Origin of the sequence: Streptomyces sp. NRRL F-2580 (genome assembly GCF_000720115.1) — a bacterium.
GTDB lineage: Bacteria > Actinomycetota > Actinomycetes > Streptomycetales > Streptomycetaceae > Streptomyces.
On record NZ_JOIR01000010.1, the window covers coordinates 292698 to 315396 of the forward strand.

The following is a 22699-nucleotide window of genomic DNA, read 5'->3' on the forward strand; positions in this document are numbered from 1 at the left end:
CCGGGCCCCGCGCCTCGAACGCCGGCGGGGCTGGAGTGCCGGGGCGGGGCTGGAGTGTCGGCGAGGCTACTGGCGGACCTTCAGGACGTCGCCCAGGACGTTGTTCGGGAGGAGGGTGTTGCACTGGAGTTCCGCGGACTTCGTGAGGGCGTCGTCGCGGCAGACGTAGAAGTCCTTGTACGCGAGCTGCAGGCCGTACGAGCTCATCGCCAGCAGGATCGCCAGGGAAGCCGTGACCAGGCCGCTCACGGCCGCCGTGCGCTGGGGGCGGGCCGCCGGGCCCAGGGCGTCCAGGCCCGTCGGGGCGCCCGGCTCACCGGTCGCCGCCGCGGGCTTGCCGCGCAGGGCGCTGATGCCCCAGTACAGGGCGAGCGCGCCCAGCAGCAGCCCCATCGACGGGATGCCGAAGATCCCGAAGAAGAAGCCCCACATGCCGGCCAGCAGCGCGTAGCGGGCACGGCGCTGGATCGGGTCCGTCGGGTCCCAGCGTGCCGGGCCCTGTCGGCCGTCGGAGTCCCCCGGGTCCTCCCCGTTCCCGCCGCCACCGCCGTTGCGCGGCTGCCAGGGCTGGTCGGGCCGGCCTTCCGGCGGGGCTGCGAAGGGGTTGTCGTCGGTGGGGGAGTCGGGCTGACGGCGGTCCGGCATCGGGTGTGTTTCTTCCCCTGTGTCATGGACGTCGTGGTGACGTCGTGTCGAGGTGAGGCCAGTTTGCGACTTGTACGCCAGACGCTACCGCCCGGCCGTCCCCCCGTCCCTCGGGGGCCGTCCGGTGTGCCGGTATCGTTGCAGGCGGTCGGTGGCTTCGTATGGTTCCCCGTATATCGGTACCCCGAAGTTTCGTATGACCACACAAAGACGAACACCGCAATTCCCGCGAGAAAGGGCCTCCCATGGCCGCCTCCCGCCTGGTCGTGCTGGTCTCCGGCTCCGGCACCAACCTCCAGGCCCTGCTCGACGCCATCGACGCCCACCCCGGCGGATCCGAGGGCTTCGGCGCCGAAGTCGTCGCCGTGGGGGCCGACCGCAAGGGCATCGCCGGCCTGGAGCGGGCGGAGAAGGCCGGGATCCCCACCTTCGTCTGCCCGGTCAAGGACTACGCGAGCCGTGCGGAGTGGGATGCCGCCCTCACGGAGGCGACCGGCGCCCACGCGCCGGACCTCGTCGTGTCCGCCGGGTTCATGAAGATCGTGGGCAAGGAGTTCATCGACCGCTTCGGCGGCCGGTTCATCAACACCCACCCCGCCCTCCTCCCCGCCTTCCCCGGTGCGCACGGCGTACGGGACGCGCTCGCCTACGGCGCGAAGGTCACCGGCTGCACGGTCCACTTCGTGGACAGCGGCGTGGACACCGGTCCGATCATCGCCCAGGGTGTGGTCGAGGTCAGGGACGAGGACGACGAAGCCGCTCTCCATGAGCGCATCAAGGAAGTCGAGCGCCAGCTGCTCGTCGATGTCGTGGGGCGCCTGGCCCGGCACGGCTACCGCATTGAGGGACGAAAGGTAACAATCCAGTGACCGCCGCAGACATCGCAGCGAGCAACGACCCGACCACGACCCAGCGGCCGATCCGGCGTGCGCTCATCAGCGTCTACGACAAGACGGGACTGGAAGAGCTGGCCCGCGGGCTGCACGGGGCGGGCGTCGCGCTCGTCTCCACCGGCTCCACCGCCTCGAAGATCGCCGCGGCCGGGGTGCCCGTCACCAAGGTCGAGGAGCTGACCGGCTTCCCCGAGTGCCTGGACGGCCGCGTCAAGACCCTGCACCCGCGCGTGCACGCCGGAATCCTCGCCGACCTGCGCCTGGAGGACCACCGCAACCAGCTCGCCGAGCTGGGCGTCGAGCCCTTCGACCTCGTGGTCGTCAACCTGTACCCGTTCCTGGCCACCGTCCAGTCGGGTGCCACCCCCGACGAGTGCGTCGAGCAGATCGACATCGGCGGTCCGTCGATGGTCCGCGCCGCCGCCAAGAACCACCCGTCGGTCTCCGTCGTCACCAGTCCCGAGCGGTACGCCGACGTGATCGCCGCGGCCCAGGGCGGCGGCTTCGACCTCACCGCCCGCAAGCGGCTCGCGGCCGAGGCCTTCCAGCACACCGCCGCCTATGACGTGGCCGTGGCCTCCTGGTTCACGAACGCGTACGCGCCGGAGCCGGAGGCGGTCCTGCCGGAGTTCCTCGCGGGCGCCTGGGAGCGCAAGTCGACCCTGCGCTACGGCGAGAACCCGCACCAGGCCGCCGCGCTCTACACCGACGGGCAGCCGGGCGGGCTCGCCAACGCCGAGCAGCTGCACGGCAAGGAGATGTCCTTCAACAACTACGTGGACACCGAGGCCGCGCGCCGCGCCGCCTACGACCACGACGAGCCCTGCGTCGCGATCATCAAGCACGCCAACCCGTGCGGCATCGCGGTCGGCGCGGACGTCGCCGCCGCCCACCGCAAGGCGCACGCCTGCGACCCGCTGTCGGCCTTCGGCGGCGTGATCGCCGTCAACCGTCCGGTGACCGTCGAGCTCGCCGAGCAGGTCGCCGAGATCTTCACCGAGGTCATCGCGGCCCCCGCCTACGAGGACGGCGCGGTCGAGGTCCTGGCCAAGAAGAAGAACATCCGCGTCCTGAAGGTGGACGGCACCCCGCACCAGCCGGGCGACCTCAAGCCGATCTCGGGCGGCACGCTGCTCCAGCAGTCGGACGTCTTCCAGGCCGAGGGCGACGACCCGGCCAACTGGACCCTCGCCACCGGCGACGCCCTCTCCGAGGCCGAGCTCGCCGAGCTGGCCTTCGCGTGGAAGGCCTGCCGGGCGGTCAAGTCCAACGCGATCCTGCTGGCCAAGGACGGCGCCTCGGTCGGCGTCGGCATGGGCCAGGTCAACCGCGTCGACTCGGCGAAGCTGGCCGTCGAGCGGGCGGGCGCCGAGCGCGCGCAGGGCTCGTACGCCGCCTCCGACGCCTTCTTCCCCTTCCCGGACGGGCTGGAGATCCTGACGGCCGCGGGCATCAAGGCCGTGGTCCAGCCGGGCGGTTCGGTCCGTGACGAGCTGGTCGTCGAGGCCGCGCGGAAGGCCGGTGTGACCATGTACTTCACCGGGACCCGCCACTTCTTCCACTGAGCCCCGAAGGCCCGGTGACGGCGAAGGCCGCGTCCCGCACTGCGGGACGCGGCCTTCGCCGTGTGCGTACGGGAGGAGCTCAGTACTGGGGGCGCCGGAAGTAGTCGCCCGCCTTCGCGAGGCCCACGATGACCGTGATGCCGAGGGCGAGGGAGACCAGGGACGGCAGTGCGGCGATCACGGTGAAGCCGGCCGGGGTGTGCTCGTCGGCGCTGAGCGCGACCATGTTCCCCAGCAGGCCGACAGCGGCGAAGAGGACCTGGAGCGATCCGTAGAGGATGCCGGAGACGCGGACGCCGCCGCGGCCCTTGGCCATCTTGGCCGCGGTCAGGATGGGCCACAGGGCCACGGCGATGAAGAAGAGGCCGATGGCGACGCCCAGGGTGCCGGCGATGGCCCCCGCGTCCTCCGCGGAGGAGCTGGAGGAGCTGGACTCCGAGAACGCCGTGGCGAACACGGCGCCGCCGACGATGAAGAACAGGCCACCCAGTACCTGAAGGCCGCCGACGATGAAGAGGATGACGCGGGCCGCCTTCGCGCCGCCGGGCATCTCGTGGAAGGGAGCGCCCGGGTATCCGACGGGACCGCCCGGGTATGCCTGCGGTGCCTGCTGCGGATAGGCGTAGCCGCCCTGCTGCGGGACGGCCTGCGGGGCCTGCTGCGGATAGCCGTAGCCGGGCTGGCCCTGCGGGGCCTGGGGCGGCTGCTGTCCGTACGGATGGTGCGGGTCGCCGAAGCTCATCTTGGGGTGTTCCTCCGTGGAAGTGCGGGGACGCACGGCAATGAGCGCGGAGGAATCCTGCACGGTGCGGTCCGCCCCCCGGCACTGCCCGCGGCACTCAGTCGTTTTCATCGTCGTCCGGCGGCCGGGGCTTGTCCAGTTCGTTACGGTGCGGCCGGTGACTTGTTGTGCAAGTGCAATGAACCCTGCACACCTGTGAGCGCCTTGACTGGAACCGGGGCCACCTCATCCGGGAGGATGGAGGCATGACCGCCCAGATTCTCGATGGCAAGGCCACCGCCGCCGCGATCAAGTCCGAACTGACCGCCCGCGTGGCGGCCCTGAAGGCCCGGGGCATCACCCCCGGCCTCGGCACCCTCCTGGTCGGTGACGATCCCGGCAGCCGCTGGTACGTCAACGGCAAGCACAAGGACTGCGCCGAGGTCGGCATCGCCTCCATCCAGCGCGAACTGCCCGCGACGGCCTCCCAGGAGGACATCGAGGCGGTCGTGCGGGAGCTCAACGCCAACCCGGACTGCACCGGCTACATCGTCCAACTCCCGCTCCCCAAGGGCATCGACACCAACCGGGTCCTGGAGCTGATGGATCCGCTGAAGGACGCCGACGGCCTGCACCCCATGTCGCTCGGCCGCCTGGTGCTGAACGAGCCGGGCCCGCTGCCCTGCACCCCGTACGGGATCGTCGAACTGCTGCGCCACCACGACGTCGGGATCAACGGCGCGCACGTCGTCGTCCTCGGCCGCGGGATCACCGTGGGGCGCTCCATCGGCCTGCTGCTCACCCGCAAGTCCGAGAACGCCACCGTGACGCTCTGCCACACCGGTACGCGCGACCTCTCCGGGCTGCTGCGCCAGGCGGACATCATCGTCGCGGCGGCCGGCGTGCCGCACCTGGTCAAGCCGGAGGACGTGAAGCCGGGCGCGGCCGTGCTCGACGTGGGCGTCAGCCGCGACCAGGACGGGAAGATCGTCGGCGACGTGCACCCCGGCGTGGCCGAGGTGGCCGCGTGGATCTCCCCGAACCCCGGCGGAGTCGGCCCGATGACCCGGGCCCAGCTGCTCGTCAATGTCGTCGAGGCGGCGGAACGGACCACCAGTGCAGGCTGAACGGGACGCGGAGCACTCCGGGCGCGCGGGCGGCGGCGGCGCGGCCGCGGCGAACGGCACGCCCGTCCCGTCCGGCGCGCCGGTCACGCCCGTCACCCCGGGCGCGGTCGCCGCGCCCGCCTCGCCCGCGGACGAGGCGCGCCGGTCCCGGCGCTTCCCGTCCATCACCCGGGACACCGCCCGCCCCGAGGGCAGCGGCCGCGCCGTCCCGGGGGCGGTGTCCACGCCCGCCCGTCAGTGGCCGATGCTCAGCGTGCTCGCCGCGACCGCGGCCGGGCTGCTGACCACCGCGGTGGGGCACCCGAAGGCCGGCTGTCTGGCGATCGGCGTGGCCCTGATCGCCGCCTCCGTGATGCGGCGGGTGCTGCCCTCGGTGGGGATGCTCGCGGTGCGCTCCCGCTTCACGGACATGATCACGTACGGGCTGCTGGGCGTGGCCATCACGCTGCTCGCACTGGTGATCGAGCCCAAGCCGCTGCTGGAGATCCCGTTCCTGGAGAGCGCGGTCCGCTTCACCGTGCGGTGAGGGACGCCGGATGGCGATTCGCCTTCCGCTACCTCGTACGGGTGAACGGGGGTCGCTGCAGGCCCGCGGGCTCCAATGAGACGTCAGTCTCGGTGGAGAACGTCAGTGCTGTTGTGGGGATGGGGAGGGGGTTGCTGGTGGTGCGCGGTGGGGGTAGGCGGAGGGCCCACCGGCGGTGCCGAGGTCCTGCGGAGTGTCGGCGAGCACCTTGGCCGGCATGCCCGTGCCGATCTGCTTGAGCGGGTACGGATCGGCACGGTGCCGGTCAAACAGAATCGGCGGGCGGAGCGTAAACGCGCACTGACGAAAGTGTCGTCGTCCCGGTGGGCAGGGGCCATCACTCGTGCGTCCGAGGACCAGTTCCAGCTGTCCCTTCGGTGCCTGTTCGATGAGCGGGCGTCCCTGCGCCGGACCATCGCGAAGATTCGTCAGCGTCTGGCGGCGCCCTGCGGTCGGCGAGGGCGCGGCAAACGCAGCAAGACCTTCCGCCGCATCGTCACCGGACTCCCCGCCGCACGCTTCAGGGAACGGCTGCGCGACATGGCCCACCACGCCGGCCTTGTCGTCGTAGCGGTCGATCCGGCCTACACCTCCCGCTGGGGCGGCCGGCACTGGAAGGCCCCGCTCCAGCAGCAGTCAAAAACCACGCTCGTCACCGGCCACCACGCGGCCGCGACGGCATTCGAAGGCGCGCCCTCGGACACGGGATACGGCGTCGGCCAGGTGTGACCGCACACGACCAGAGGATCGTGGCGCGGAGAGCTACCGGCCAGACCGTCCCCCGCCCGAGGGCACGCGGGACCACGAGCCCGCCAAGGACCACAGGCACGCCCCACCAGGGCACCAAGACCTGCCGGAGCCGAAGCGACCAGCTCGCGCTGTTCCCCGTCTCCCAAGACCGTTCGGGGAGACAACCGGCCAGTCCGGATTGCGGCGATGCGGCCCACCCCGGCCGACATCGCTGGGAACGGTCGGATAGCCTGACCGCCGGATGTCTCTTCACATCAAGATTCACGGGAAGCGGCGTCCTCCAGCACATGGGGCGGGGACGCCCCACCGCCAGCTGTCTAACGGAGAAGGCCATGACCCGCACTCCTGTGAATGTCACCGTCACCGGCGCCGCCGGCCAGATCGGCTACGCGCTGCTCTTCCGCATCGCCTCCGGTCACCTGCTCGGCGCGGACGTGCCGGTCAAGCTCCGTCTTCTGGAGATCCCCCAGGGCATGAAGGCCGCCGAGGGCACCGCCATGGAGCTCGACGACTGCGCCTTCCCGCTGCTCAAGGGCATCGACATCTTCGACGACCCGAACCAGGGCTTCGCCGGCGCCAACGTCGCGCTGCTCGTGGGCGCCCGCCCGCGCACCAAGGGCATGGAGCGCGGTGACCTGCTCTCCGCCAACGGCGGCATCTTCAAGCCGCAGGGCGCCGCGATCAACGCGAACGCCGCGGACGACATCAAGGTCCTGGTCGTGGGCAACCCCGCCAACACCAACGCGCTCATCGCGCAGGCCGCCGCCCCGGACGTACCGGCCGAGCGCTTCACCGCGATGACCCGCCTGGACCACAACCGCGCGATCTCGCAGCTCGCGCAGAAGACCGGCGCCGCCGTCTCCGACATCAAGCGCCTCACCATCTGGGGCAACCACTCGGCGACCCAGTACCCGGACATCTTCCACGCGGAGATCGCCGGCAAGAACGCCGCCGAGGTCGTCAGCGACGAGCTGTGGCTCGCCGACACCTTCATCCCGACCGTCGCCAAGCGCGGCGCCGCGATCATCGAGGCCCGTGGCGCGTCCTCGGCCGCCTCGGCCGCCAACGCCGCCATCGACCACGTGCACACCTGGGTCAACGGCACCGCCGAGGGCGACTGGACCTCGATGGGCATCCCGTCGGACGGCTCCTACGGCGTCCCGGCCGGCCTGATCTCCTCCTTCCCCGTCACCTGCAAGGACGGCAAGTACGAGATCGTCCAGGGCCTGGACATCAACGAGTTCTCCCGCACCCGCATCGACGCCTCCGTCCAGGAGCTGTCGGAGGAGCGCGACGCGGTCCGCGAGCTCGGCCTGATCTGATCCGCCCTTCCCGCCGAGGAGTGCGCACACCTCGGCGGGAAGGACGGACCCGAGCGCCCCGGCCCCATCCGGCCGGGGCGCTTTGGCGTGTTTTCGCCTGTCGCTTGAAATAAGGGATATCTAAAGTCGGTCGGTGACCGAGAGCCCGATTCCCCCTCAGCCCACCGGCGGGCGGCAGGACGACCTCCACCGCGGCCGTCCCCCCGTCGAACCGGCGTTCAGCGAAGCCGGCCGCTTCCTGTGCGCGGGCACCTACATCGACGCCGGGTACCGCGATCGGGTGATCAAGGAGCTGTACGTCCACGAGGAGCGGATCGTCGCACCCTCCTACGGGTTCGACGCCTCGCGCGTCCTCGCCCACGCCCTGCGCGCCCGCCGCGCCGAACTCGGCTGGGCGCTCGGCGTACTCGGCGCCTGGTTCGTCGGTTCCGTGCTGACCGGGGGCGCCCTCGCGCTGCTGCTCGTCCCGTTCCTGCTGCTGAGCCTCGCGGGCTGGCTCGGGGCCCGGTCCGGACTGCTGGCGCGCCTCCTGTCCATCGTGGTGCGGATCTACGCCTGGTGGAACCTGCTCGTCCTGCTGTTCCTGATCCTCTTGGTCTGGCTGGCGCTGCTCGGCGCCTTCGACGACACGGGCGGCTCCATCGGCCTCGGCGCCCTGATCTTCTCGCAGGGCATCGGTGGCGTGGCGACCGGATTCGTCATCGGGTGGGTGCCCGCGGTCTTCGCCGCGGTCGTCACCGTCGTGGGCCTCCAGCGCGGGTATGTCGCCCGGACCATCGCCAACGACCTCAACCGGGACCGGTACGCCCACCGGCCGACCGATCCCGCCGAGGCGGAGGTGGGCGTACGGTTCGCGCGGGTGCGGCGGCGAATCGTCGACGAGCAGCACTCGCCGCTGATCATGTACGACATCAACCACCCCTTCGCCGGGGCCGGTCAGGCCTACCGCCCCTGGCAGGAGTCCTTCGAACTGCGCCCCCGCGAGGACCTGCCCGAAGGCACCGCACCGGACCAGCTCACCAACGCCCGCATCCTGGAGGCGATCGTGCCCCTGGTGGAGCGGCTGCGGGTGCCCTCGCCGCACGGGTCCCCGGAGGCCCGGGCCGCCGTACTGGACCGGATGCAGGAGCTGGTCGTCGACCAGTGCGTGTTCCTGCCGGGCGACGGACTGGGGCACCGTGACGAAGGCCCGCACCTGCGGGCGGACTTCGAGACGCACCGGGCCGCGGCCATCGAGGAGGGCGGCGAACGCCGCCGGCACTTCCTGCGCATCCGCGTCGGCGGCTGGGACGAGAACATGGTCGTCACCCTGTTCGTACGGGTCCACACCCAGGGCGGGATGATGATGGTGGAGATGGCCCCGCACGTGCTGCTGCCCGTCCACGTCGCCTTCCACAACGCGGACGCGGACGCCCACCGCTACCTGAACAACAACCGGTTCGGGAAGGTGCTCTGGGCCCTGCGGCACACCCCCGGCTCCTTCACGGCCTCCCTCGTCACCCTGGGCCGCGGCGTCGCGAGCTGGGTGCGGATCGCGGCCGGCGGTCACGGCGGCGCCCGGCCGGAGGGGCCGCGCGTGTCCGTGCGCGAACTCGCGGCGCAGGACAACGGTTCGCTGTTCCACCTCATGGACCTCGACAGGTACTTGAAGACCATTCAGGACCGGGTCATCGCCGGTATTACCTTGGTCCTGCACGAAGCCGGCTGGCACACCGAGGCGTTCGCGCGGCGCGCCGGCATCCACATCGAGAACTACGTGGGTGCGGCGTACGACAGTGCGATCAGCATGGGCGGCAGCGGCAACCACAACAGCACGCACAGGGGGAGCCATGGCGGCAGATAGCGGAAGCGGCAGCGGCAGCGGGCCGGAGCCCAGAGTGCGGATCGGCAGCTTCCGCGACAGCGCGGTCAGTTTCGGCGGCTCCAACAACACCAACACCGTCCACCACGGCGGTACGGACGCGGCCGCCCCCGGCGCGGCGCAGCTGCTGGAGGCGGTACTGAACCTGCGCGCGGCCCTCGTGCGCGTGCCCCGGGGCGAGGACAGAACCGCCCTCGACGCCGAACTGGACGGGATCGCCGAGCAGTTGGAGGGCGCCGAGACGATCCGCCCCGGCCTGCCCGCCCGGCTGCGCGCGGCGCTGGAGCGGTGGGCTCCGCTGGTGGAGTCGGTGAGCGCGGCCGCTGCCCTGGGCAGCCTGCTCGGCATGCTGGGGGGCTGAGCGGTGGCTCCGGCACAGCCGCCGTCCGGCCCGCGCCGCTGGGACGCGCAGGCACAGCGCTGGGTGGCGGACCCGGCGCCGGCGGAGCCGCCGTCCGGGCCGCCGCCGGGCCTTCCGCCGGTCCCGCCGCAGCCGCCGGGCGCGCCGCCGGTGTACGACCCGCTCGGGCCGGGGGCTCCGGCCCCGCCCCCGTACGGGGCCCCGACCGCGCCGCAGCCGCCGTACGGCTCCGACCCGGGATACCTGCCGCCCGTACCGCCGCAGTCCGGTCACGTGCCGCCCTCCGGCGGCCCGCGCGGCCGGTGGCGGACTCCGGTGACGGCGGCCATCGCGGTCGCCTCCGTCGCGATCGGCGCCGGGGCGGTGTGGTTCCTCGCCCGGGACACGGACGACGCGAACCGCGCGGGGGAGAAGAACGGGACGGTGGCCTCGGGTACGCCGTCGTGGTCCGGCGGGGAACCGTCCGGCACGGCGACGATGAAGCCCACGGCCTCCGGCTCCCCGACGTCCGGGGCCGGCGGGAGTGCGAGCCCGAGTCCGAGTCCGACCGGCACCGGGCCGGGGACGGGGGCGGGGGCCCACGAGACCAAGCAGGACCCGGCGGGCTTCACCGTCGCCGTCCCGGCGGGCTGGGTGCGGGAGGAGCTCAAGGAGGGGGTCTTCTACCGATCGCCCGACCGGACCGCGCTGATCCAGGTCTTCCGGGTGTCGGAGCCGGAGCTCAGCCCGCTCGACGCGGTCAAACAGGCCTCCGGGTACCTGCGGAGCGCCACCCGGGGGTACGAGGAGGTGCGCGTCGGCCCGGTCCCCGGCGGCTCCGGGGCGGCCGAGCTCGTCTACCAGTACGACAGCGACGAGTCGAACGGGCTGCGGCGGGGCGTCGAACGCGTCCTGTTCGCGTCGGACGGCGGCAAGTGGGCGGTGCTGACCGCGGGCCCGGCCGGCGAGTGGCAGGTCACGCAGGACCACCACGCGGCGGCGCTGGCCGCGTTCCGGCCGGCCGGCTGACCGGGTTCGTCGGCTGACCGGGTTCGTCGGCGGGCCCGGTCCGCCGGCCGGGACGCCCGGCGACGCCGGTCAGGACTGGTACATGCCCGGCTTGTAGTGGCCCGGCACCATGCGGGTGGTGACCCCGATGCGGTTCCAGACGTTGATCGTCGCGATCACGGCGATCAGCTGGGCCAGTTCGCGCTCCTCGAAGTGCTTCGCCGCCTTCGCGTACACCTCGTCGGGCACGAACCCGTCCGTCAGGACGGTGACGGCCTCGGTGAACTCGATCGCCGCGAGCTCCTTCTCGGTGTAGAAGTGCCGCGACTCCTCCCAGGCGGCCAGCTGCACGATCCGGTCGACGCTCTCACCGTGCGCGATGGCGTCCTTGGTGTGCATGTCGAGGCAGAAGGCGCAGTGGTTGACCTGCGAGGCCCGGATCTTGACGAGCTCGACCAGGGCCGGGTCCAGGCCCTTGCGGGAGGCGATCTCCAGGGCCAGGACGGCCTTGTAGACCTCGGGGGCGAGCTTCGCCATCTGCATGCGGGGGGTGTGCTCGGGTGCGTGTTCGTGTGTGGTCGTCATGTGATCCACCCTAGGAGCCGGGCGGCCCGCGGATATGGTCCATATTCATGACGGAATCGTGGGCCACTTTCGGCGCCGACCTGCACCTGCACCTGGACCTCGCCGCCGGCCGGCGGCTGCGGGCCGGTCTCACCGAGGCGCTGCGCGAGGCCGCGCGCAGCGGGCGGCTGGCGGCCGGGACCCGGCTGCCGTCCTCCCGCACCCTCGCCGCCGACCTGGGCATCGCACGGAACACGGTCGCGGAGGCGTACGCCGAGCTGGTGGCCGAGGGCTGGCTGACCGCCCGCCAGGGCTCCGGCACCCGGGTCGCGGAACGGGCCCGTCCGCGCCGGGCCGCGGCGGCCGCCCCCGTACGGCGTCCCACGCGCAAGGGGCCCTCGTACAGCCTGCAGCCCGGCTCCCCGGACCTGGGCGGCTTCCCGCGCGCGGCCTGGCTGTCGGCGGCCCGGCGGGCCCTGACCGACGCGCCGAACGAGGCCTTCGGCTACGCGCTCGACGCGCGCGGCCGCGTCGAGCTGCGGCAGGCGCTGGCCGGCTACCTGGCGCGGGCCCGCGGGGTGTACGCCGACCCGGACCGGATCGTGCTGTGCGCGGGCTTCCTGCACGGGCTGACCCTGCTGGCCGGTGTGCTGTGGGGGCGGCGGGTGCGGGAGGTGGCGGTGGAAGGGTACGGCCTGGACTTCCACCGGAACCTGCTGGAGCGGGCCGGGCTGCGGACCCGGCCGCTGGTGGTCGACGGGGAGGGAGCCCGCACCGCGGAGCTGACCGCGTCGGCGGGCGCGGTGCTGCTGACCCCGGCGCACCAGTTCCCGACGGGCGCGGCCCTCACCCCGGGCCGCCGGGCGGCGGCGGTCGACTGGGCCCGGACCACGGGCGGGCTGATCCTGGAGGACGACTACGACGGGGAGTTCCGCTACGACCGCCAGCCGGTCGGCGCCCTCCAGGGGCTGGACCCGGACCGGGTCGTCTACCTCGGCACGGCCAGCAAGTCCCTCGCGCCGGGGCTGCGGATGGGCTGGATGGTGGTCCCACCGGGGCTGCTGGACGAGGTCCTTGCGGCCAAGGGCCCCACGGACTGGGCCTCCAGCGCGCTGGAACAGCTCACGCTGGCGGCGTTCATCACCTCGGGGGCATACGACCGCCACGTGCGCGGGATGCGGCTGCGGTACCGGCGGCGCCGGGACGAGCTGGTGGCGGCGGTGGCGGGCCGGGTCGGGGTGTCGGGCATCGCGGCGGGGCTGCACGCGGTGCTGGACCTTCCGGCGGGGACGGAGCGGTCGGTCGTGCAGTCGGCCGCCTGGCAGGACCTGGCCCTGCACGGCCTGTCGAGCTTCCGGCACCCGGAGGCGGAGGTCGCGCCGCGGGACGCGCTGGTCGTCGGCTACGGGACTCCGTCGGACAGCGCGTGGTCCCCGACCTTGGCAGCCCTCGCCGCCGCGCTCCCGTAAGGGGCCGTACCCGCCCGCGGCCCGGCTGCCGGGGCTCCGGCCCGCACCCCGCTCCTCCAACGCCGGAGGCGCTGAAAGGTCGCCTCAAACGCCGGCGGAGCCGGATTTGGCCGACGCCGGCACAATCCAGCCCTTCCGGCGTTCGAGGAGCAGGGCCTGGGGCCGGAGCCCCAGCAGCGGCGGCGCGGCCGGACGGGGCCTGGCAATTGCAGCCCCGCCGGCGTTTGAGGCGTGGGGTTCGGGGCGGAGCCCCGACACGACGGGCCGCAGGTGACAGACGGCCAAGACGACCGTCCTGGTCACCCGCCCGGGGACGGAGCCGCCGGTTCGCCGAAGCGGGCGAGGGCCAGGGAGCCGGCGACCGCGACGGCGAAACCGGCGACGGCGAGCCAGGTCAGGCCCTCGCGGGTGCGGTCGCCGAGCCAGACCACGCCCACCGCGGCCGGGCCGATCGTCTCGCCGAGCACCAGCCCCGCCGTCGCCGCCGTCACCGAGCCGCGCGCCAGCGCGGAGGTGAGCAGCAGGAAGGCCGCACCGCCGCCCAGCAGGAGCGCGTACAGCGCCGGATCGCGCAGGTCCCAGGGGGAGTCGATCAGCCGCACCGAGACCTCGACCACGCCGAAGCCCGTCCCCGCGGCCAGACCCAGGACGAGCGCCCGCGGCCCGTCCGGAAGCCGCCCCGCCACCGCGCCGACCACCAGCACCAGCCCCGCCACCGCCAGCAGCACCAGCTCCAGCGCGAGCGACCCCGTTCCCGAGCCCTCCTCCCCGGCGGCGAGCCCGAGCATCAGCAGTCCCGCGCACACCATCCACACCGCTCCCCACTCCGCCCGGGACAGCCGCACCCGCAGCAGCCGCGCCGCGACCACCGCCGTCACCGCCAGGCTGGCGGCCAGCGCGGCCCCCACCGCGTAGATCGGGATGCGGCGCAGCGCGATGATCTGGAGGACGAAGCCGACCGCGTCGAGGCCGAGACCCAGCAGGTACCGCCACTGCCGTACGGCGCGCAGGAACAGCGCCGCGTCCACCCCGGACCCCGAGCCCGGCTCCGCCGCCCGCGCCGCGACCGCCTGCAGAACGGACGCCGTACCGAAGCAGACCGCCGCACCGAGTGCGCAAATCATCCCAATGAGCACGAACTGACTCTAGGTCACGGATCTCACGGCGGCCGGATTCCATCGGCCCGGGCCACCGCTCTACTCTGTCGGCAGCACGCCAGGCCCCAGGGGGAGCAGCAGACATGGACAGCAGCAGCACCAACCAGCGCCGTATGCGCTCGGGCGCGGTCGCCCTCGGCGGCATGGGCCTGCTCGCGGCCACCCTCGTGGCCTGCGGCAGCAGCGACGAGCCCGACAAGCGCTGCGCGTCCCGCTCCACGCTGGAGCACCTGAACAACAAGGAGTGCAAGAGCGGCGGCCGCGGCGCGTACTACTACGGCGGCTACGTCAGCAGCGGCAAGGTCTCCGGCGGCAGCTTCGACAAGTCCGCCGTCACCCGCGGCGGCATCGGCGGCCACAGCAGCTCCGGCTCCAGCGGCGGCTGAGGAAACCGGAACCCATGCAGCGGCACACCATCGAGCCCCGCCCCGGCTGGCAGAAGACCGTCGAGGAGCAGGGGCTCATCTATCCCCTCACCCGCTACCCCGACGACACCCTGCGCCCCTACTGGGACGAGAGCGCGTACTACTCCTTCTCCCTCCCCGAGGTCGAGGCCCTGGAGAACGTCGTCGAGGAACTGCACGCCATGTGCCTGGCGGCCGCCGCGCACATCGTCGAGCACGACCGCTTCGCCGACCTCGGCATCACCGATCCCGGGCTCGCCGCGCTGATCGCCGAGTCCTGGCGCCGGCGCGCCGAACAGCCCTCCCTCTACGGCCGTTTCGACCTGCGCTACGACGGCACCGGCAGCCCGGCCAAGATGCTGGAGTACAACGCCGACACCCCCACCTCGCTCGTGGAGGCGGCCAGCCCGCAGTGGTTCTGGATGGAGGAACGGTTCCCCGGCGCCGACCAGTGGAACAGCCTCCACGAGCGCCTCGTCGACGCCTGGCGCCGCCAGGCCGAGCTGCTGCCGCCCGGCCCGCTGCACTTCGCGCACTCCGAGACCGACGAGCTCGGCGAGGACCTGATGACGGTCGCCTACCTCCAGGAGACCGCCGAGCAGGCCGGCCTCGACACGCACGCCCTCTCCGTCGAGCAGATCGGCTGGGACAGCCTGTCCGGCCGGTTCGTGGACGAGAAGCTCCGCTTCATCCGCAGCTGCTTCAAGCTCTACCCGTGGGAGTGGCTGGCCACGGACGAGTTCGGCCCGCAGGTCCTCGGCACGTACGACCACGGCGGTGGCACCGGCACCACCTGCTGGATCGAGCCGCTGTGGAAGATGCTGCTCTCCAACAAGGCGCTGCTGGCGATCCTGTGGGAGCTCTTCCCCGAGCACCCGAACCTGCTGCCCGCCTACCTCGACGGACCGCGCGAGCTGGCCGAGGCCGGATCCGCCGGCTATGTCGCCAAGCCGCTCCTCGGCCGCGAGGGCGCGGGCGTCACCCTGCACGAACCGGGCGGGGGCGGCGAGCCCTTCGTGCCGGAGGAGGGCGAGCGGTACTGCTTCCAGGGCCTGGCCCCGCTGCCCGACTTCGACGGCAACCGGGTGGTGCTCGGCGCGTGGGTCGTCGAGGACGAGGCGGCGGGGCTCGGCATCCGCGAATCGGCGGGGCCGGTCACGGACGAGTACGCCCGCTTCCTGCCCCACGTGATCCTCTGAGTCCCGTCCGGGGGCTCAGGCCAGGACCGCCCGGAGCTGGTCCAGCCCCCAGTCCAGGTCCTCCTTGCTGATCACCAGCGGCGGGGCGAGCCGGATCGTCGATCCGTGGGTGTCCTTCACCAGCACCCCCCGCTCCATCAGCTTCTCGGAGACCTCCCGGCCGGTCCCGTGGCCCGGGGCGATGTCCACGCCCGCCCACAGCCCGCGGCCCCGTACGGCGGTCACGGCGCCCCCGCCGACCAGCAGGCCCAGCTCGTGGTGCAGGTGGTCGCCCAGCTCGGTGGCGCGCTGCTGGAACTCGCCGGTCCGCAGCATCGCGATCACCTCCAGGGCGACGGCGCACGCGAGCGGGTTCCCGCCGAAGGTGGACCCGTGCTGCCCGGGCCGGAACACCCCGAGCACGTCCCGGTCGGCGACGACGGCCGACACCGGCACCACACCGCCGCCGAGCGCCTTGCCGAGGATGTAGACGTCGGGGACGACCCCCTCGTGCTCGCAGGCGAAGGTCCTGCCGGTCCGCCCCAGCCCCGACTGGATCTCGTCCGCCATGAAGAGGACGTTCCGCTCGCGGGTCAGCTCCCGTACGCCGCTCAGGTATCCGGCCGGCGGCACCAGCACCCCCGCCTCGCCCTGGATCGGCTCCAGCAGCACGGCCACGGTGTTCTCGGTGACGGCGCGGGACAGCGCGGTGAGGTCCCCGTACGGGACGATCTCGAAGCCGGGTGTGTACGGACCGAAGTGGTCGCGGGCGTCGTGGTCCGTCGAGAAGGAGACGACGGTCGTGGTCCGGCCGTGGAAGTTGTCGGCGGCGACCACGATCTTGGCGTGTCCGTCCGGGACGCCCTTGACCTCGTAGCCCCACTTGCGGGCGGTCTTCACCGCCGTCTCCACGGCCTCCGCTCCCGTGTTCATCGGCAGCACCATCTCCTTGCCGCACAGCGCGGCGAGCTCGGTACAGAAGTCGGCGAACCGGTCGTGGTGGAAGGCGCGCGAGGTGAGCGTGACCCGCTCCAGCTGGGCCCGGGCGGCATCGATCAGACGCCGGTTGCCGTGTCCGAAGTTGAGGGCGGAGTACCCGGCGAGCATGTCGAGGTATCTGCGGCCCTCCACGTCGGTCATCCACGCACCGTCCGCGGACGCGACGACGACGGGCAGCGGATGGTAGGTGTGCGCGCTGTGCGCGTCGGCGGAGCGGATGACATCAGCAGTTGTCGACACGGGGTCTCCGATCGTCCGTCTTGCCCGGTGCGGTGGTGACGAGGGTGGCGTCACCCTTCTTATCGTCGTCTTCCTATCGTCGCTCCGATGCCGGATGCAGAAACCTTCCGCGTCGCGCGGCGGCTAAGGTGGGCGGTACGCACGGCGACTGGCGCACGGAGAACGAACTCCGGGGGAGCCGTGCGCGTTCGACCGCATTCAGGGCCGCTCGCCTGGGCCTCGCGGGGTACCGATCACATCGACCCCGGAGGAGCCCGCCATGTCCGCGAGCCGCCATCCCGCCCTTTCCGCGACCGACCCCGAACTGGCGTCGTTCGTCGCGGCGGAGGAAGTCCTCCAGGCGCAGACCCTGCGCCTGATCCCCAGTGAGAACTACGTGTCCGCGGCCGTCCTGGAGGCCTCCGGCACCGTGCTGCAGAACAAGTACAGCGAGGGCTACCCCGGCCGCCGCTACTACGAGGGCCAGCAGAACATCGACCGCGTCGAGGCCCTGGCGGTCGAGCGGGCGAAGGGCCTGTTCGGCGTGGACCACGCGAACGTACAGCCGTACTCCGGCTCGCCGGCCAACCTGGCCGTGTACCTGGCCTTCGCGAAGCCGGGCGACACCGTGATGGGCATGGCCCTGCCGATGGGCGGCCACCTGACGCACGGCTGGGGCGTCTCGGCGACCGGCTCGTGGTTCCGGGGCGTGCAGTACGGCGTCCAGGCCGACACCGGGCTCATCGACTACGACGCCGTGCGCGACCTGGCGCTCGCCGAGCGGCCCAAGCTGATCTTCTGCGGCGGCACCGCCCTGCCGCGCACCATCGACTTCGCGGCCTTCGCGTCCATCGCCGAGGAGGCGGGCTCGGTCCTGGTCGCTGACGTGGCCCACATCGCGGGCCTGATCGCGGGTGGCGCGCACCCGTCCCCGGCGGGTCACGTGGACGTCATCTCCACCACGACGCACAAGACCCTGCGCGGTCCCCGGGGCGCGATGCTGATGTGCCGCGAGGAGCACGCGAAGGCCATCGACAAGGCGGTCTTCCCGGGCCTCCAGGGCGGCCCGCACAACCAGACGACGGCCGGCATCGCGGTGGCCCTGCACGAGGCCGCCCAGCCGTCCTTCACCGCGTACGCGCACGCGGTCGTCGCCAACGCGAAGGCGCTGGCGGCGGCGCTGCTGGAGCGGGGCTTCGACCTGGTCTCGGGCGGCACCGACAACCACCTGATCCTGATCGACCTGACGGGCAAGGACGTGCCGGGCAAGGTCGCGGCGAAGGCCCTGGACCGGGCGGGGATCGTGGTGAACTACAACACGGTCCCGTTCGACCCGCGCAAGCCGTTCGATCCCTCGGGGGTGCGGATCGGTACGCCGTCGCTGACGTCCCGCGGGCTGTCCGCGGAGCACATGCCGCTGGTGGCGGACTGGATCTCGCGCGCGGTCGACGCCGCCGCGAAGGGTGACGAGCCGGCCTTGGCCGCGGTCCGCGCCGAGGTCGCCGACCTCATGGCCGCCTTCCCGGCCCCTGGCCTCCCGCTGTCCTGACCTGTGCCGCCGTTGTGGGGCTCCGCCCCGGTCCCCGCGCCTCGAACGCCGGCGGGGCTGGATTGGCGGAGCCCCGCGCAGCGGTGTCGGCCTGGCCCGTCCCGGAACGGAAAGCGGTCGCTCGGCCGGGGCTGGATCCGGACGGGCCGCTACCGCCCGGTACCCCCGCAGCGCACCGGCACCCGCGGCGCGACCCGGAAGGATCCGGCCAGTGGCGGGCCCGAGCCCGCCCCCGCACCTGAGAGAATGGGGCCATGGCTTCTGATCGTCCTCGCGCGCTCTCCGGCATCCAGCCCACCTCCGGTTCGTTCCACCTCGGGAACTACCTCGGAGCCATTCGCCAGTACGTCGCCCTCCAGGAGACGCACGACGCGTTCTACATGGTCGTCGACCTGCACGCGATCACCATGCCGCAGGATCCGAAGGACCTCCGCGCGAACACCCGCCTCTCCGCCGCGCAGCTGCTCGCCGCCGGTCTGGACCCCGAGCGCTGCACGCTCTTCATCCAGAGCCACGTGCCCGAGCACGCCCAGCTCGGCTGGGTCATGAACTGCATCACCGGCTTCGGCGAGGCCAGCCGGATGACCCAGTTCAAGGACAAGTCCGCGAAGGGCGGCGTCAACAGCGCCAGCGTCGGCCTGTTCACGTACCCGATCCTGCAGGTCGCCGACATCCTGCTGTACCAGGCGAACGCCGTCCCCGTCGGCGAGGACCAGCGCCAGCACATCGAGCTGACCCGCGACCTCGCCGAGCGCTTCAACCAGCGCTACGGCCAGACCTTCACCCTGCCCGCCGCGCACATCGTCAAGGAGGTCGCGAAGATCTACGACCTCCAGGACCCGGCGATCAAGATGTCGAAGTCCGCGTCGTCCCCCAAGGGCCTGATCAACCTCCTCGACGAGCCCAAGGTCACCGAGAAGAAGATCAAGAGCGCGGTCACCGACACCGAGGCCGAGATCCGCTTCGACACGGAGAAGAAGCCCGGCGTCAGCAACCTGCTCACGATCTACGCCACCCTCACGGGCGAGACGATCGCCGAGCTGGAGGCGAAGTACGAGGGCAAGGGCTACGGCGCGCTGAAGACCGACCTGGCCGGTGTGATGGTCGATTTCGTCACACCGTTCAAGCAGCGCACCCAGGAGTACCTGGACGACCCGGAGACGCTGGATTCCATCCTGGCCAAGGGCGCGGAGAAGGCCCGTGCGGTCGCCGCCGAGACCCTCGCGCAGGCGTACGACCGCCTCGGTCTGGTGCCCGCCAAGCACTGACGAACGCAACTACGGACAGAGGGCCCTGGCAAGAACGGGGGTGCTGCCGCCACACTGGGGCGGCAGCAGTCCACAGCGACAACCGGAGGAGAGATACGTGGGGACCGTAACGCTCGGCGTTTCGATCGCGGTCCCGGAGCCGTACGGCAGCCAGCTCCAGCAGCGGCGCGCCGGCTTCGGGGACGCCGCCGCGCACGGCATCCCCACGCACGTCACCCTCGTGCCGCCGACCGAGGTGGAGGCGGACCGGCTCCCGGCGATCCGGGCCCACCTCGCCGAGGTCGCGGCCGCCTCCTGCACCTTCCGGATGCGGCTGGGCGGGACGGGAACCTTCCGCCCCCTCTCGCCGGTCGTCTTCGTCAAGGTCGTCGAGGGCGCCGCGGGCTGCACCCGCCTCCAGGGCGAGGTCCGCGACCCCCACGGGCCGCTCAACCGTGAGCTGGCCTTCCCGTACCACCCCCACGTCACCGTCGCCCACGGGATCTCCGAGGAGGCGATGGACCTGGCGTTCACGGCCCTCTCCGAGTACGCCGCCGAGTGGCTGTGCGAGGGCTTCGCGCTCTACGAGCAGGGCTCGGACGGGGTCTGGCGCAAGCTGCGCGAGTACCCCTTCGGGAGCGGTGCGAACGGCGTACCGCCGCAGCCGGGCTGCCCCGCGGGCGAGGCGGCGGGAGCCACCGGGGCCACCGCTCTGCCCTCCTGACGGAGCGGGCGCAGGGTCAGCCGGGCGGTGCGCCGGGCGCGGAATCTCAGCCTTCGCAGGACCAGCGTGTGGAACGGGCGGCCGTCAGGGCGCGCTTCGGAAAAAGTCACAGTCGACGACCGTAGTACCCAAAACGGACAATCCCGGCTATTGAGGTCGGCTCATTTACGGTGACCCCATGGACTGGTTGCGGAAACTCCCGGTGATCGGGCCGCTCGTGGCCCGTCTCATGCGGACCCACGCGTGGCGCTCGTACGAGCGCCTCGACCGCGTGCACTGGACGCGGCTCGCCGCCGCCATCACCTTCATCAGTTTCCTCGCGCTCTTCCCGCTGATCACCGTGGCCGCCGCGGTGGGCGCGGCGCTGCTCAGCGACAAGCAGCTGGACCAGCTGGAGAAGAGCCTCACCGAGCAGGTCCCGGGGATCTCCGACCAGCTGAACATCGGGGGGCTCGTCGCGAACGCGGGCACCGTCGGACTCGTCGCCGGCGCCCTCCTGCTCTTCACCGGCATCGGATGGGTGGGCGCGATGCGCGACTGCCTGCGCGCCGTGTGGGACAGGGACGACGAGGACGACGGGAACCCCATCGTCCGCAAGGGCAAGGACGGGCTCGTCCTCCTCGGCCTCGGCGGGGTGGGCCTGGCCTCGGCCGCCGCCTCGATCTTCGGCGCCTCGGCGGTCGGGAAGTCCGCCGACTGGCTGGGCATCCCGGAGGAGGGCGCGGGCGGCGTGGGGCTGCGCGCGGCCGCCTTCCTCGTCGGCGTCGTGGCCGCCTTCCTGCTGCTGCTCTACCTCCTGACGCTGCTCCCCGGGGTGGAACCGCCGCGCCGCCGCCTGATCGAGGCGGCGCTCATCGGCGCGGCGGGCTTCGAGCTGCTGAAGCTGCTGCTCAGCGGCTACATGCGGGAGGTCGCCGCGAAGAGCATGTACGGGGCCTTCGGCGTGCCGATCGCCCTGCTGCTCTGGATCAACTTCACGGCGAAGCTGCTGCTGTACGTCGCGTCCTGGACGGCCACCCGAGACGCGGACGAAAACCAGAATCCCCAGGTGAGGGCCGACGCAGACTCGTCCGGGTGAATCCCGGGCCCGGCTCCGGCGGGCGTCGGGCCGTTCTGACCGAGGGGTCCGGGCCGGGCCCCTCGCGGGGCCGGCCCGGACCGCGGTCACACCAGGTCCTCGCCCCGCCCGCGGCGGCCGCGGGGCCAGCGGCGGTTTACCACGAAGGCGCCGCCCGCCAGTACGGCCAGCACGCCGCCCGCGATGCCCAGCGCGGCGCCCACGCTGCCCGAGCCCTTCCCGGCCGCCGACGGGTTGTTCTCGTGCGACTGGGCCGGGGATCCGTGGGAGGAGGTGTCCGCGCTCTTCGGCGGCACCAGCTCACCCACCGGCCTGACCTTCCCGGCGGCCGCGAAACCCCAGTCGAGCAGCGCCGCGGTCTCCTCGTAGACCGAGTTCGCACCGCCCGCGCCCGGGTTCATCACCGTGACCAGCAGCTTCCTGGAGCCCTGCTGGGCGGCGCCGGTGAAGGTGGCGCCGGCCATGGTGGTGTTGCCGTTCTTCACCCCGGCGATGCCCTTGTAGGGGGAGAGCCCGCCCGCGCCCGTCATCAGCCGGTTGGTGTTCTGGATCTCGAAGAACTCACGCGGCTTCCCGGGCTCCTGGCGGCCGGGGAACTTCGCCTCGGCCGTTCCGCAGTACTCGCGGAAGTCCTGCTTCTGCAGGCCGGAGCGGGCGATGAGCGTCAGGTCGTACGCGCTCGACACCTGGTCGGGGGCGTCGTACCCGTCGGGGGACACGACATGGGTGTCCAGTGCCTGGAGCTCCTCGGCGTGCGCCTGCATGTCCTTGACCGTCTTGTCGATGCCGCCGTTCATGGCCGAAAGCACGTGCACGGCGTCGTTCCCCGACCGCAGGAACACCCCGAGCCACAGGTCGTGGACCGAGTACTCGAGGTCCTCCTTGACGCCGACCAGGCTGCTGCCCTGGCCCACGCCCTCCATGTCCTGCTCGGTGACCTTGTGGACCTGTTCCTTGGGCAGGCTCGGCAGCACGGTGTCCGCGAAGAGCATCTTCATGGTGGAGGCCGGGGGAAGCCGCCAGTGGGCGTTGTACGCCGCCAGGACCTCGCCCGACTCGGCGTCCGCCACGATCCAGGACCGCCCGGTGAGGTTCGTCGGCAGGGCGGGAGCACCGGGCAGCAGGTTCACCTGGGTCCCCGGCTGGCCGAGCAGGGATCCGCCGACCGTGGACATCGACGCGGGCGGCGCGGGCGCCTGCGGTGCCTTGGCGGGGCCGCCCTTCCCGTCGGCCGGCGGGGTCGGCGCGGCGTGGGCGGGGGCCACCAGAAGGGAGGGCACCAGCAACGCGGCGGAAAGGACCGTCAGCGCGGTCGTCTTGGCAGACACGCAGGTGAAAGTACCTCCCGATGAG

General features: G+C 72.4%; 22 protein-coding genes and 1 riboswitch. Of the genes, 16 read left to right on the forward strand and 6 right to left on the reverse strand.

What is annotated here, in order from left to right:
- Positions 1-66: 66 nt before the first annotated feature.
- Positions 67-645: a hypothetical protein gene (locus IF88_RS0113160; protein ID WP_030710493.1), complete on the reverse strand. Its 579-nt coding sequence runs from the start codon at positions 643-645 to the stop codon at positions 67-69.
- 245 nt (positions 646-890) lie between these two features.
- Between IF88_RS0113160 and purN the strand changes: the two genes are divergently transcribed.
- Together purN and purH are read left to right on the forward strand one after the other, a co-directional pair.
- Positions 891-1514: a phosphoribosylglycinamide formyltransferase gene (gene purN / locus IF88_RS0113165; protein ID WP_030710495.1), complete on the forward strand. Its 624-nt coding sequence runs from the start codon at positions 891-893 to the stop codon at positions 1512-1514.
- Positions 1511-3103 carry a bifunctional phosphoribosylaminoimidazolecarboxamide formyltransferase/IMP cyclohydrolase gene (gene purH, locus IF88_RS0113170; RefSeq protein WP_051836791.1) on the forward strand — a complete coding sequence of 531 codons (1593 nt, stop codon included), beginning with the start codon at positions 1511-1513 and terminating at the stop codon, positions 3101-3103. The genes purN and purH overlap by 4 nt, the downstream gene beginning before the upstream one ends.
- A 79-nt stretch (positions 3104-3182) precedes the next feature.
- Here purH and IF88_RS0113175 read toward each other — a convergent pair whose 3' ends face one another.
- Positions 3183-3845, reverse strand: a complete 663-nt coding sequence (locus tag IF88_RS0113175) for a hypothetical protein (protein WP_030710498.1) — start codon at positions 3843-3845, stop codon at positions 3183-3185.
- Between the two features lie 245 nt (positions 3846-4090).
- Between IF88_RS0113175 and IF88_RS0113180 the strand changes: the two genes are divergently transcribed.
- The 7 genes from IF88_RS0113180 to IF88_RS42040 all read left to right on the forward strand — a co-directional run bounded on the left by IF88_RS0113180 (position 4091) and on the right by IF88_RS42040 (position 10779).
- Positions 4091-4951: a bifunctional methylenetetrahydrofolate dehydrogenase/methenyltetrahydrofolate cyclohydrolase gene (locus tag IF88_RS0113180; RefSeq protein ID WP_030710500.1), complete on the forward strand. Its 861-nt coding sequence runs from the start codon at positions 4091-4093 to the stop codon at positions 4949-4951.
- Positions 4941-5477 (forward strand): DUF3017 domain-containing protein, encoded by a 537-nt coding sequence (locus tag IF88_RS43440; RefSeq protein ID WP_234323505.1) that lies wholly within the window; start codon positions 4941-4943, stop codon positions 5475-5477. Before IF88_RS0113180 ends, IF88_RS43440 begins: the two co-directional genes overlap by 11 nt.
- Before the next feature lie 147 nt (positions 5478-5624).
- Complete coding sequence (locus IF88_RS43445) at positions 5625-6206, forward strand: hypothetical protein (protein WP_234323506.1); 582 nt, start codon at positions 5625-5627, stop codon at positions 6204-6206.
- A 353-nt stretch (positions 6207-6559) separates the two neighbouring features.
- Positions 6560-7549: a malate dehydrogenase gene (locus tag IF88_RS0113195; protein ID WP_030710506.1), complete on the forward strand. Its 990-nt coding sequence runs from the start codon at positions 6560-6562 to the stop codon at positions 7547-7549.
- 133 nt (positions 7550-7682) lie between these two features.
- Positions 7683-9392 carry a hypothetical protein gene (locus IF88_RS0113200; RefSeq protein ID WP_051836793.1) on the forward strand — a complete coding sequence of 570 codons (1710 nt, stop codon included), beginning with the start codon at positions 7683-7685 and terminating at the stop codon, positions 9390-9392.
- On the forward strand, positions 9379-9771 hold the full coding sequence (locus IF88_RS0113205; protein ID WP_158754366.1) for a hypothetical protein: 393 nt from the start codon (positions 9379-9381) through the stop codon (positions 9769-9771). The genes IF88_RS0113200 and IF88_RS0113205 overlap by 14 nt, the downstream gene beginning before the upstream one ends.
- A gap of 3 nt (positions 9772-9774) precedes the next feature.
- Positions 9775-10779: a hypothetical protein gene (locus IF88_RS42040; protein ID WP_051836795.1), complete on the forward strand. Its 1005-nt coding sequence runs from the start codon at positions 9775-9777 to the stop codon at positions 10777-10779.
- A 69-nt stretch (positions 10780-10848) separates the two neighbouring features.
- Here IF88_RS42040 and IF88_RS0113215 read toward each other — a convergent pair whose 3' ends face one another.
- A complete protein-coding gene (locus tag IF88_RS0113215; RefSeq protein ID WP_030710515.1) occupies positions 10849-11343 on the reverse strand; it encodes a carboxymuconolactone decarboxylase family protein in 495 nt (164 codons plus the stop codon).
- Between the two features lie 47 nt (positions 11344-11390).
- Between IF88_RS0113215 and IF88_RS0113220 the strand changes: the two genes are divergently transcribed.
- Entirely contained in the window at positions 11391-12791 is a 1401-nt protein-coding gene (locus IF88_RS0113220) for a PLP-dependent aminotransferase family protein (RefSeq protein WP_030710517.1), read from the forward strand.
- A 299-nt stretch (positions 12792-13090) separates the two neighbouring features.
- On the opposite strand, the gene IF88_RS0113225 is transcribed toward IF88_RS0113220, so the two are convergent.
- The gene (locus tag IF88_RS0113225; RefSeq protein WP_234323507.1) at positions 13091-13927 is read right to left on the reverse strand and encodes a hypothetical protein; all 837 of its coding nucleotides are present in this window, start codon (positions 13925-13927) and stop codon (positions 13091-13093) included.
- Between the two features lie 104 nt (positions 13928-14031).
- Here IF88_RS0113225 and IF88_RS0113230 point away from each other — a divergent pair, with 104 nt between their 5' ends.
- On the forward strand, positions 14032-14334 hold the full coding sequence (locus tag IF88_RS0113230; RefSeq protein WP_030710521.1) for a hypothetical protein: 303 nt from the start codon (positions 14032-14034) through the stop codon (positions 14332-14334).
- A 14-nt stretch (positions 14335-14348) separates the two neighbouring features.
- The gene (locus IF88_RS0113235) at positions 14349-15551 is read left to right on the forward strand and encodes a glutathionylspermidine synthase family protein (protein WP_030710523.1); all 1203 of its coding nucleotides are present in this window, start codon (positions 14349-14351) and stop codon (positions 15549-15551) included.
- A 15-nt stretch (positions 15552-15566) separates the two neighbouring features.
- Here IF88_RS0113235 and rocD read toward each other — a convergent pair whose 3' ends face one another.
- Positions 15567-16769: an ornithine--oxo-acid transaminase gene (gene rocD, locus IF88_RS0113240; RefSeq protein WP_030710525.1), complete on the reverse strand. Its 1203-nt coding sequence runs from the start codon at positions 16767-16769 to the stop codon at positions 15567-15569.
- A 134-nt stretch (positions 16770-16903) separates the two neighbouring features.
- Positions 16904-16994, forward strand: a riboswitch (ZMP/ZTP riboswitch).
- Positions 16995-17028: 34 nt separating this feature from the next.
- On the opposite strand from rocD, the gene glyA reads away from it, so the two are divergent.
- The 4 genes from glyA (at position 17029) to IF88_RS0113260 (ending at position 21346) form a co-directional block, all read left to right on the forward strand.
- Complete coding sequence (gene glyA, locus IF88_RS0113245) at positions 17029-18297, forward strand: serine hydroxymethyltransferase (RefSeq protein ID WP_030710527.1); 1269 nt, start codon at positions 17029-17031, stop codon at positions 18295-18297.
- A gap of 254 nt (positions 18298-18551) precedes the next feature.
- Complete coding sequence (trpS, locus tag IF88_RS0113250; protein ID WP_030710529.1) at positions 18552-19565, forward strand: tryptophan--tRNA ligase; 1014 nt, start codon at positions 18552-18554, stop codon at positions 19563-19565.
- A gap of 97 nt (positions 19566-19662) precedes the next feature.
- Entirely contained in the window at positions 19663-20268 is a 606-nt protein-coding gene (locus IF88_RS0113255; RefSeq protein ID WP_030710531.1) for a 2'-5' RNA ligase family protein, read from the forward strand.
- Positions 20269-20446: 178 nt separating this feature from the next.
- Positions 20447-21346, forward strand: coding sequence for a YihY/virulence factor BrkB family protein (locus IF88_RS0113260; protein ID WP_051836796.1), 900 nt, complete (start codon positions 20447-20449; stop codon positions 21344-21346).
- 86 nt (positions 21347-21432) lie between these two features.
- Here IF88_RS0113260 and IF88_RS0113265 read toward each other — a convergent pair whose 3' ends face one another.
- Positions 21433-22653, reverse strand: a complete 1221-nt coding sequence (locus IF88_RS0113265; RefSeq protein WP_234323513.1) for a D-alanyl-D-alanine carboxypeptidase — start codon at positions 22651-22653, stop codon at positions 21433-21435.
- Positions 22654-22699 lie beyond the last annotated feature (46 nt).

Bases quoted from the DNA above. Each gene is read 5' to 3' on its own strand.
- IF88_RS0113160 (WP_030710493.1), bottom strand. From the start codon at position 645: ATGCCGGACCGCCGTCAGCCCGACTCCCCCACCGACGACAACCCCTTC.
- purN (WP_030710495.1), top strand. From the start codon at position 891: ATGGCCGCCTCCCGCCTGGTCGTGCTGGTCTCCGGCTCCGGCACCAAC.
- IF88_RS0113175 (WP_030710498.1), bottom strand. From the start codon at position 3,845: ATGAGCTTCGGCGACCCGCACCATCCGTACGGACAGCAGCCGCCCCAG.
- IF88_RS0113180 (WP_030710500.1), top strand. From the start codon at position 4,091: ATGACCGCCCAGATTCTCGATGGCAAGGCCACCGCCGCCGCGATCAAG.
- IF88_RS0113195 (WP_030710506.1), top strand. From the start codon at position 6,560: ATGACCCGCACTCCTGTGAATGTCACCGTCACCGGCGCCGCCGGCCAG.
- IF88_RS0113205 (WP_158754366.1), top strand. From the start codon at position 9,379: ATGGCGGCAGATAGCGGAAGCGGCAGCGGCAGCGGGCCGGAGCCCAGA.
- IF88_RS0113215 (WP_030710515.1), bottom strand. From the start codon at position 11,343: ATGACGACCACACACGAACACGCACCCGAGCACACCCCCCGCATGCAG.
- IF88_RS0113220 (WP_030710517.1), top strand. From the start codon at position 11,391: ATGACGGAATCGTGGGCCACTTTCGGCGCCGACCTGCACCTGCACCTG.
- IF88_RS0113230 (WP_030710521.1), top strand. From the start codon at position 14,032: ATGGACAGCAGCAGCACCAACCAGCGCCGTATGCGCTCGGGCGCGGTC.
- IF88_RS0113235 (WP_030710523.1), top strand. From the start codon at position 14,349: ATGCAGCGGCACACCATCGAGCCCCGCCCCGGCTGGCAGAAGACCGTC.
- glyA (WP_030710527.1), top strand. From the start codon at position 17,029: ATGTCCGCGAGCCGCCATCCCGCCCTTTCCGCGACCGACCCCGAACTG.
- trpS (WP_030710529.1), top strand. From the start codon at position 18,552: ATGGCTTCTGATCGTCCTCGCGCGCTCTCCGGCATCCAGCCCACCTCC.
- IF88_RS0113260 (WP_051836796.1), top strand. From the start codon at position 20,447: ATGGACTGGTTGCGGAAACTCCCGGTGATCGGGCCGCTCGTGGCCCGT.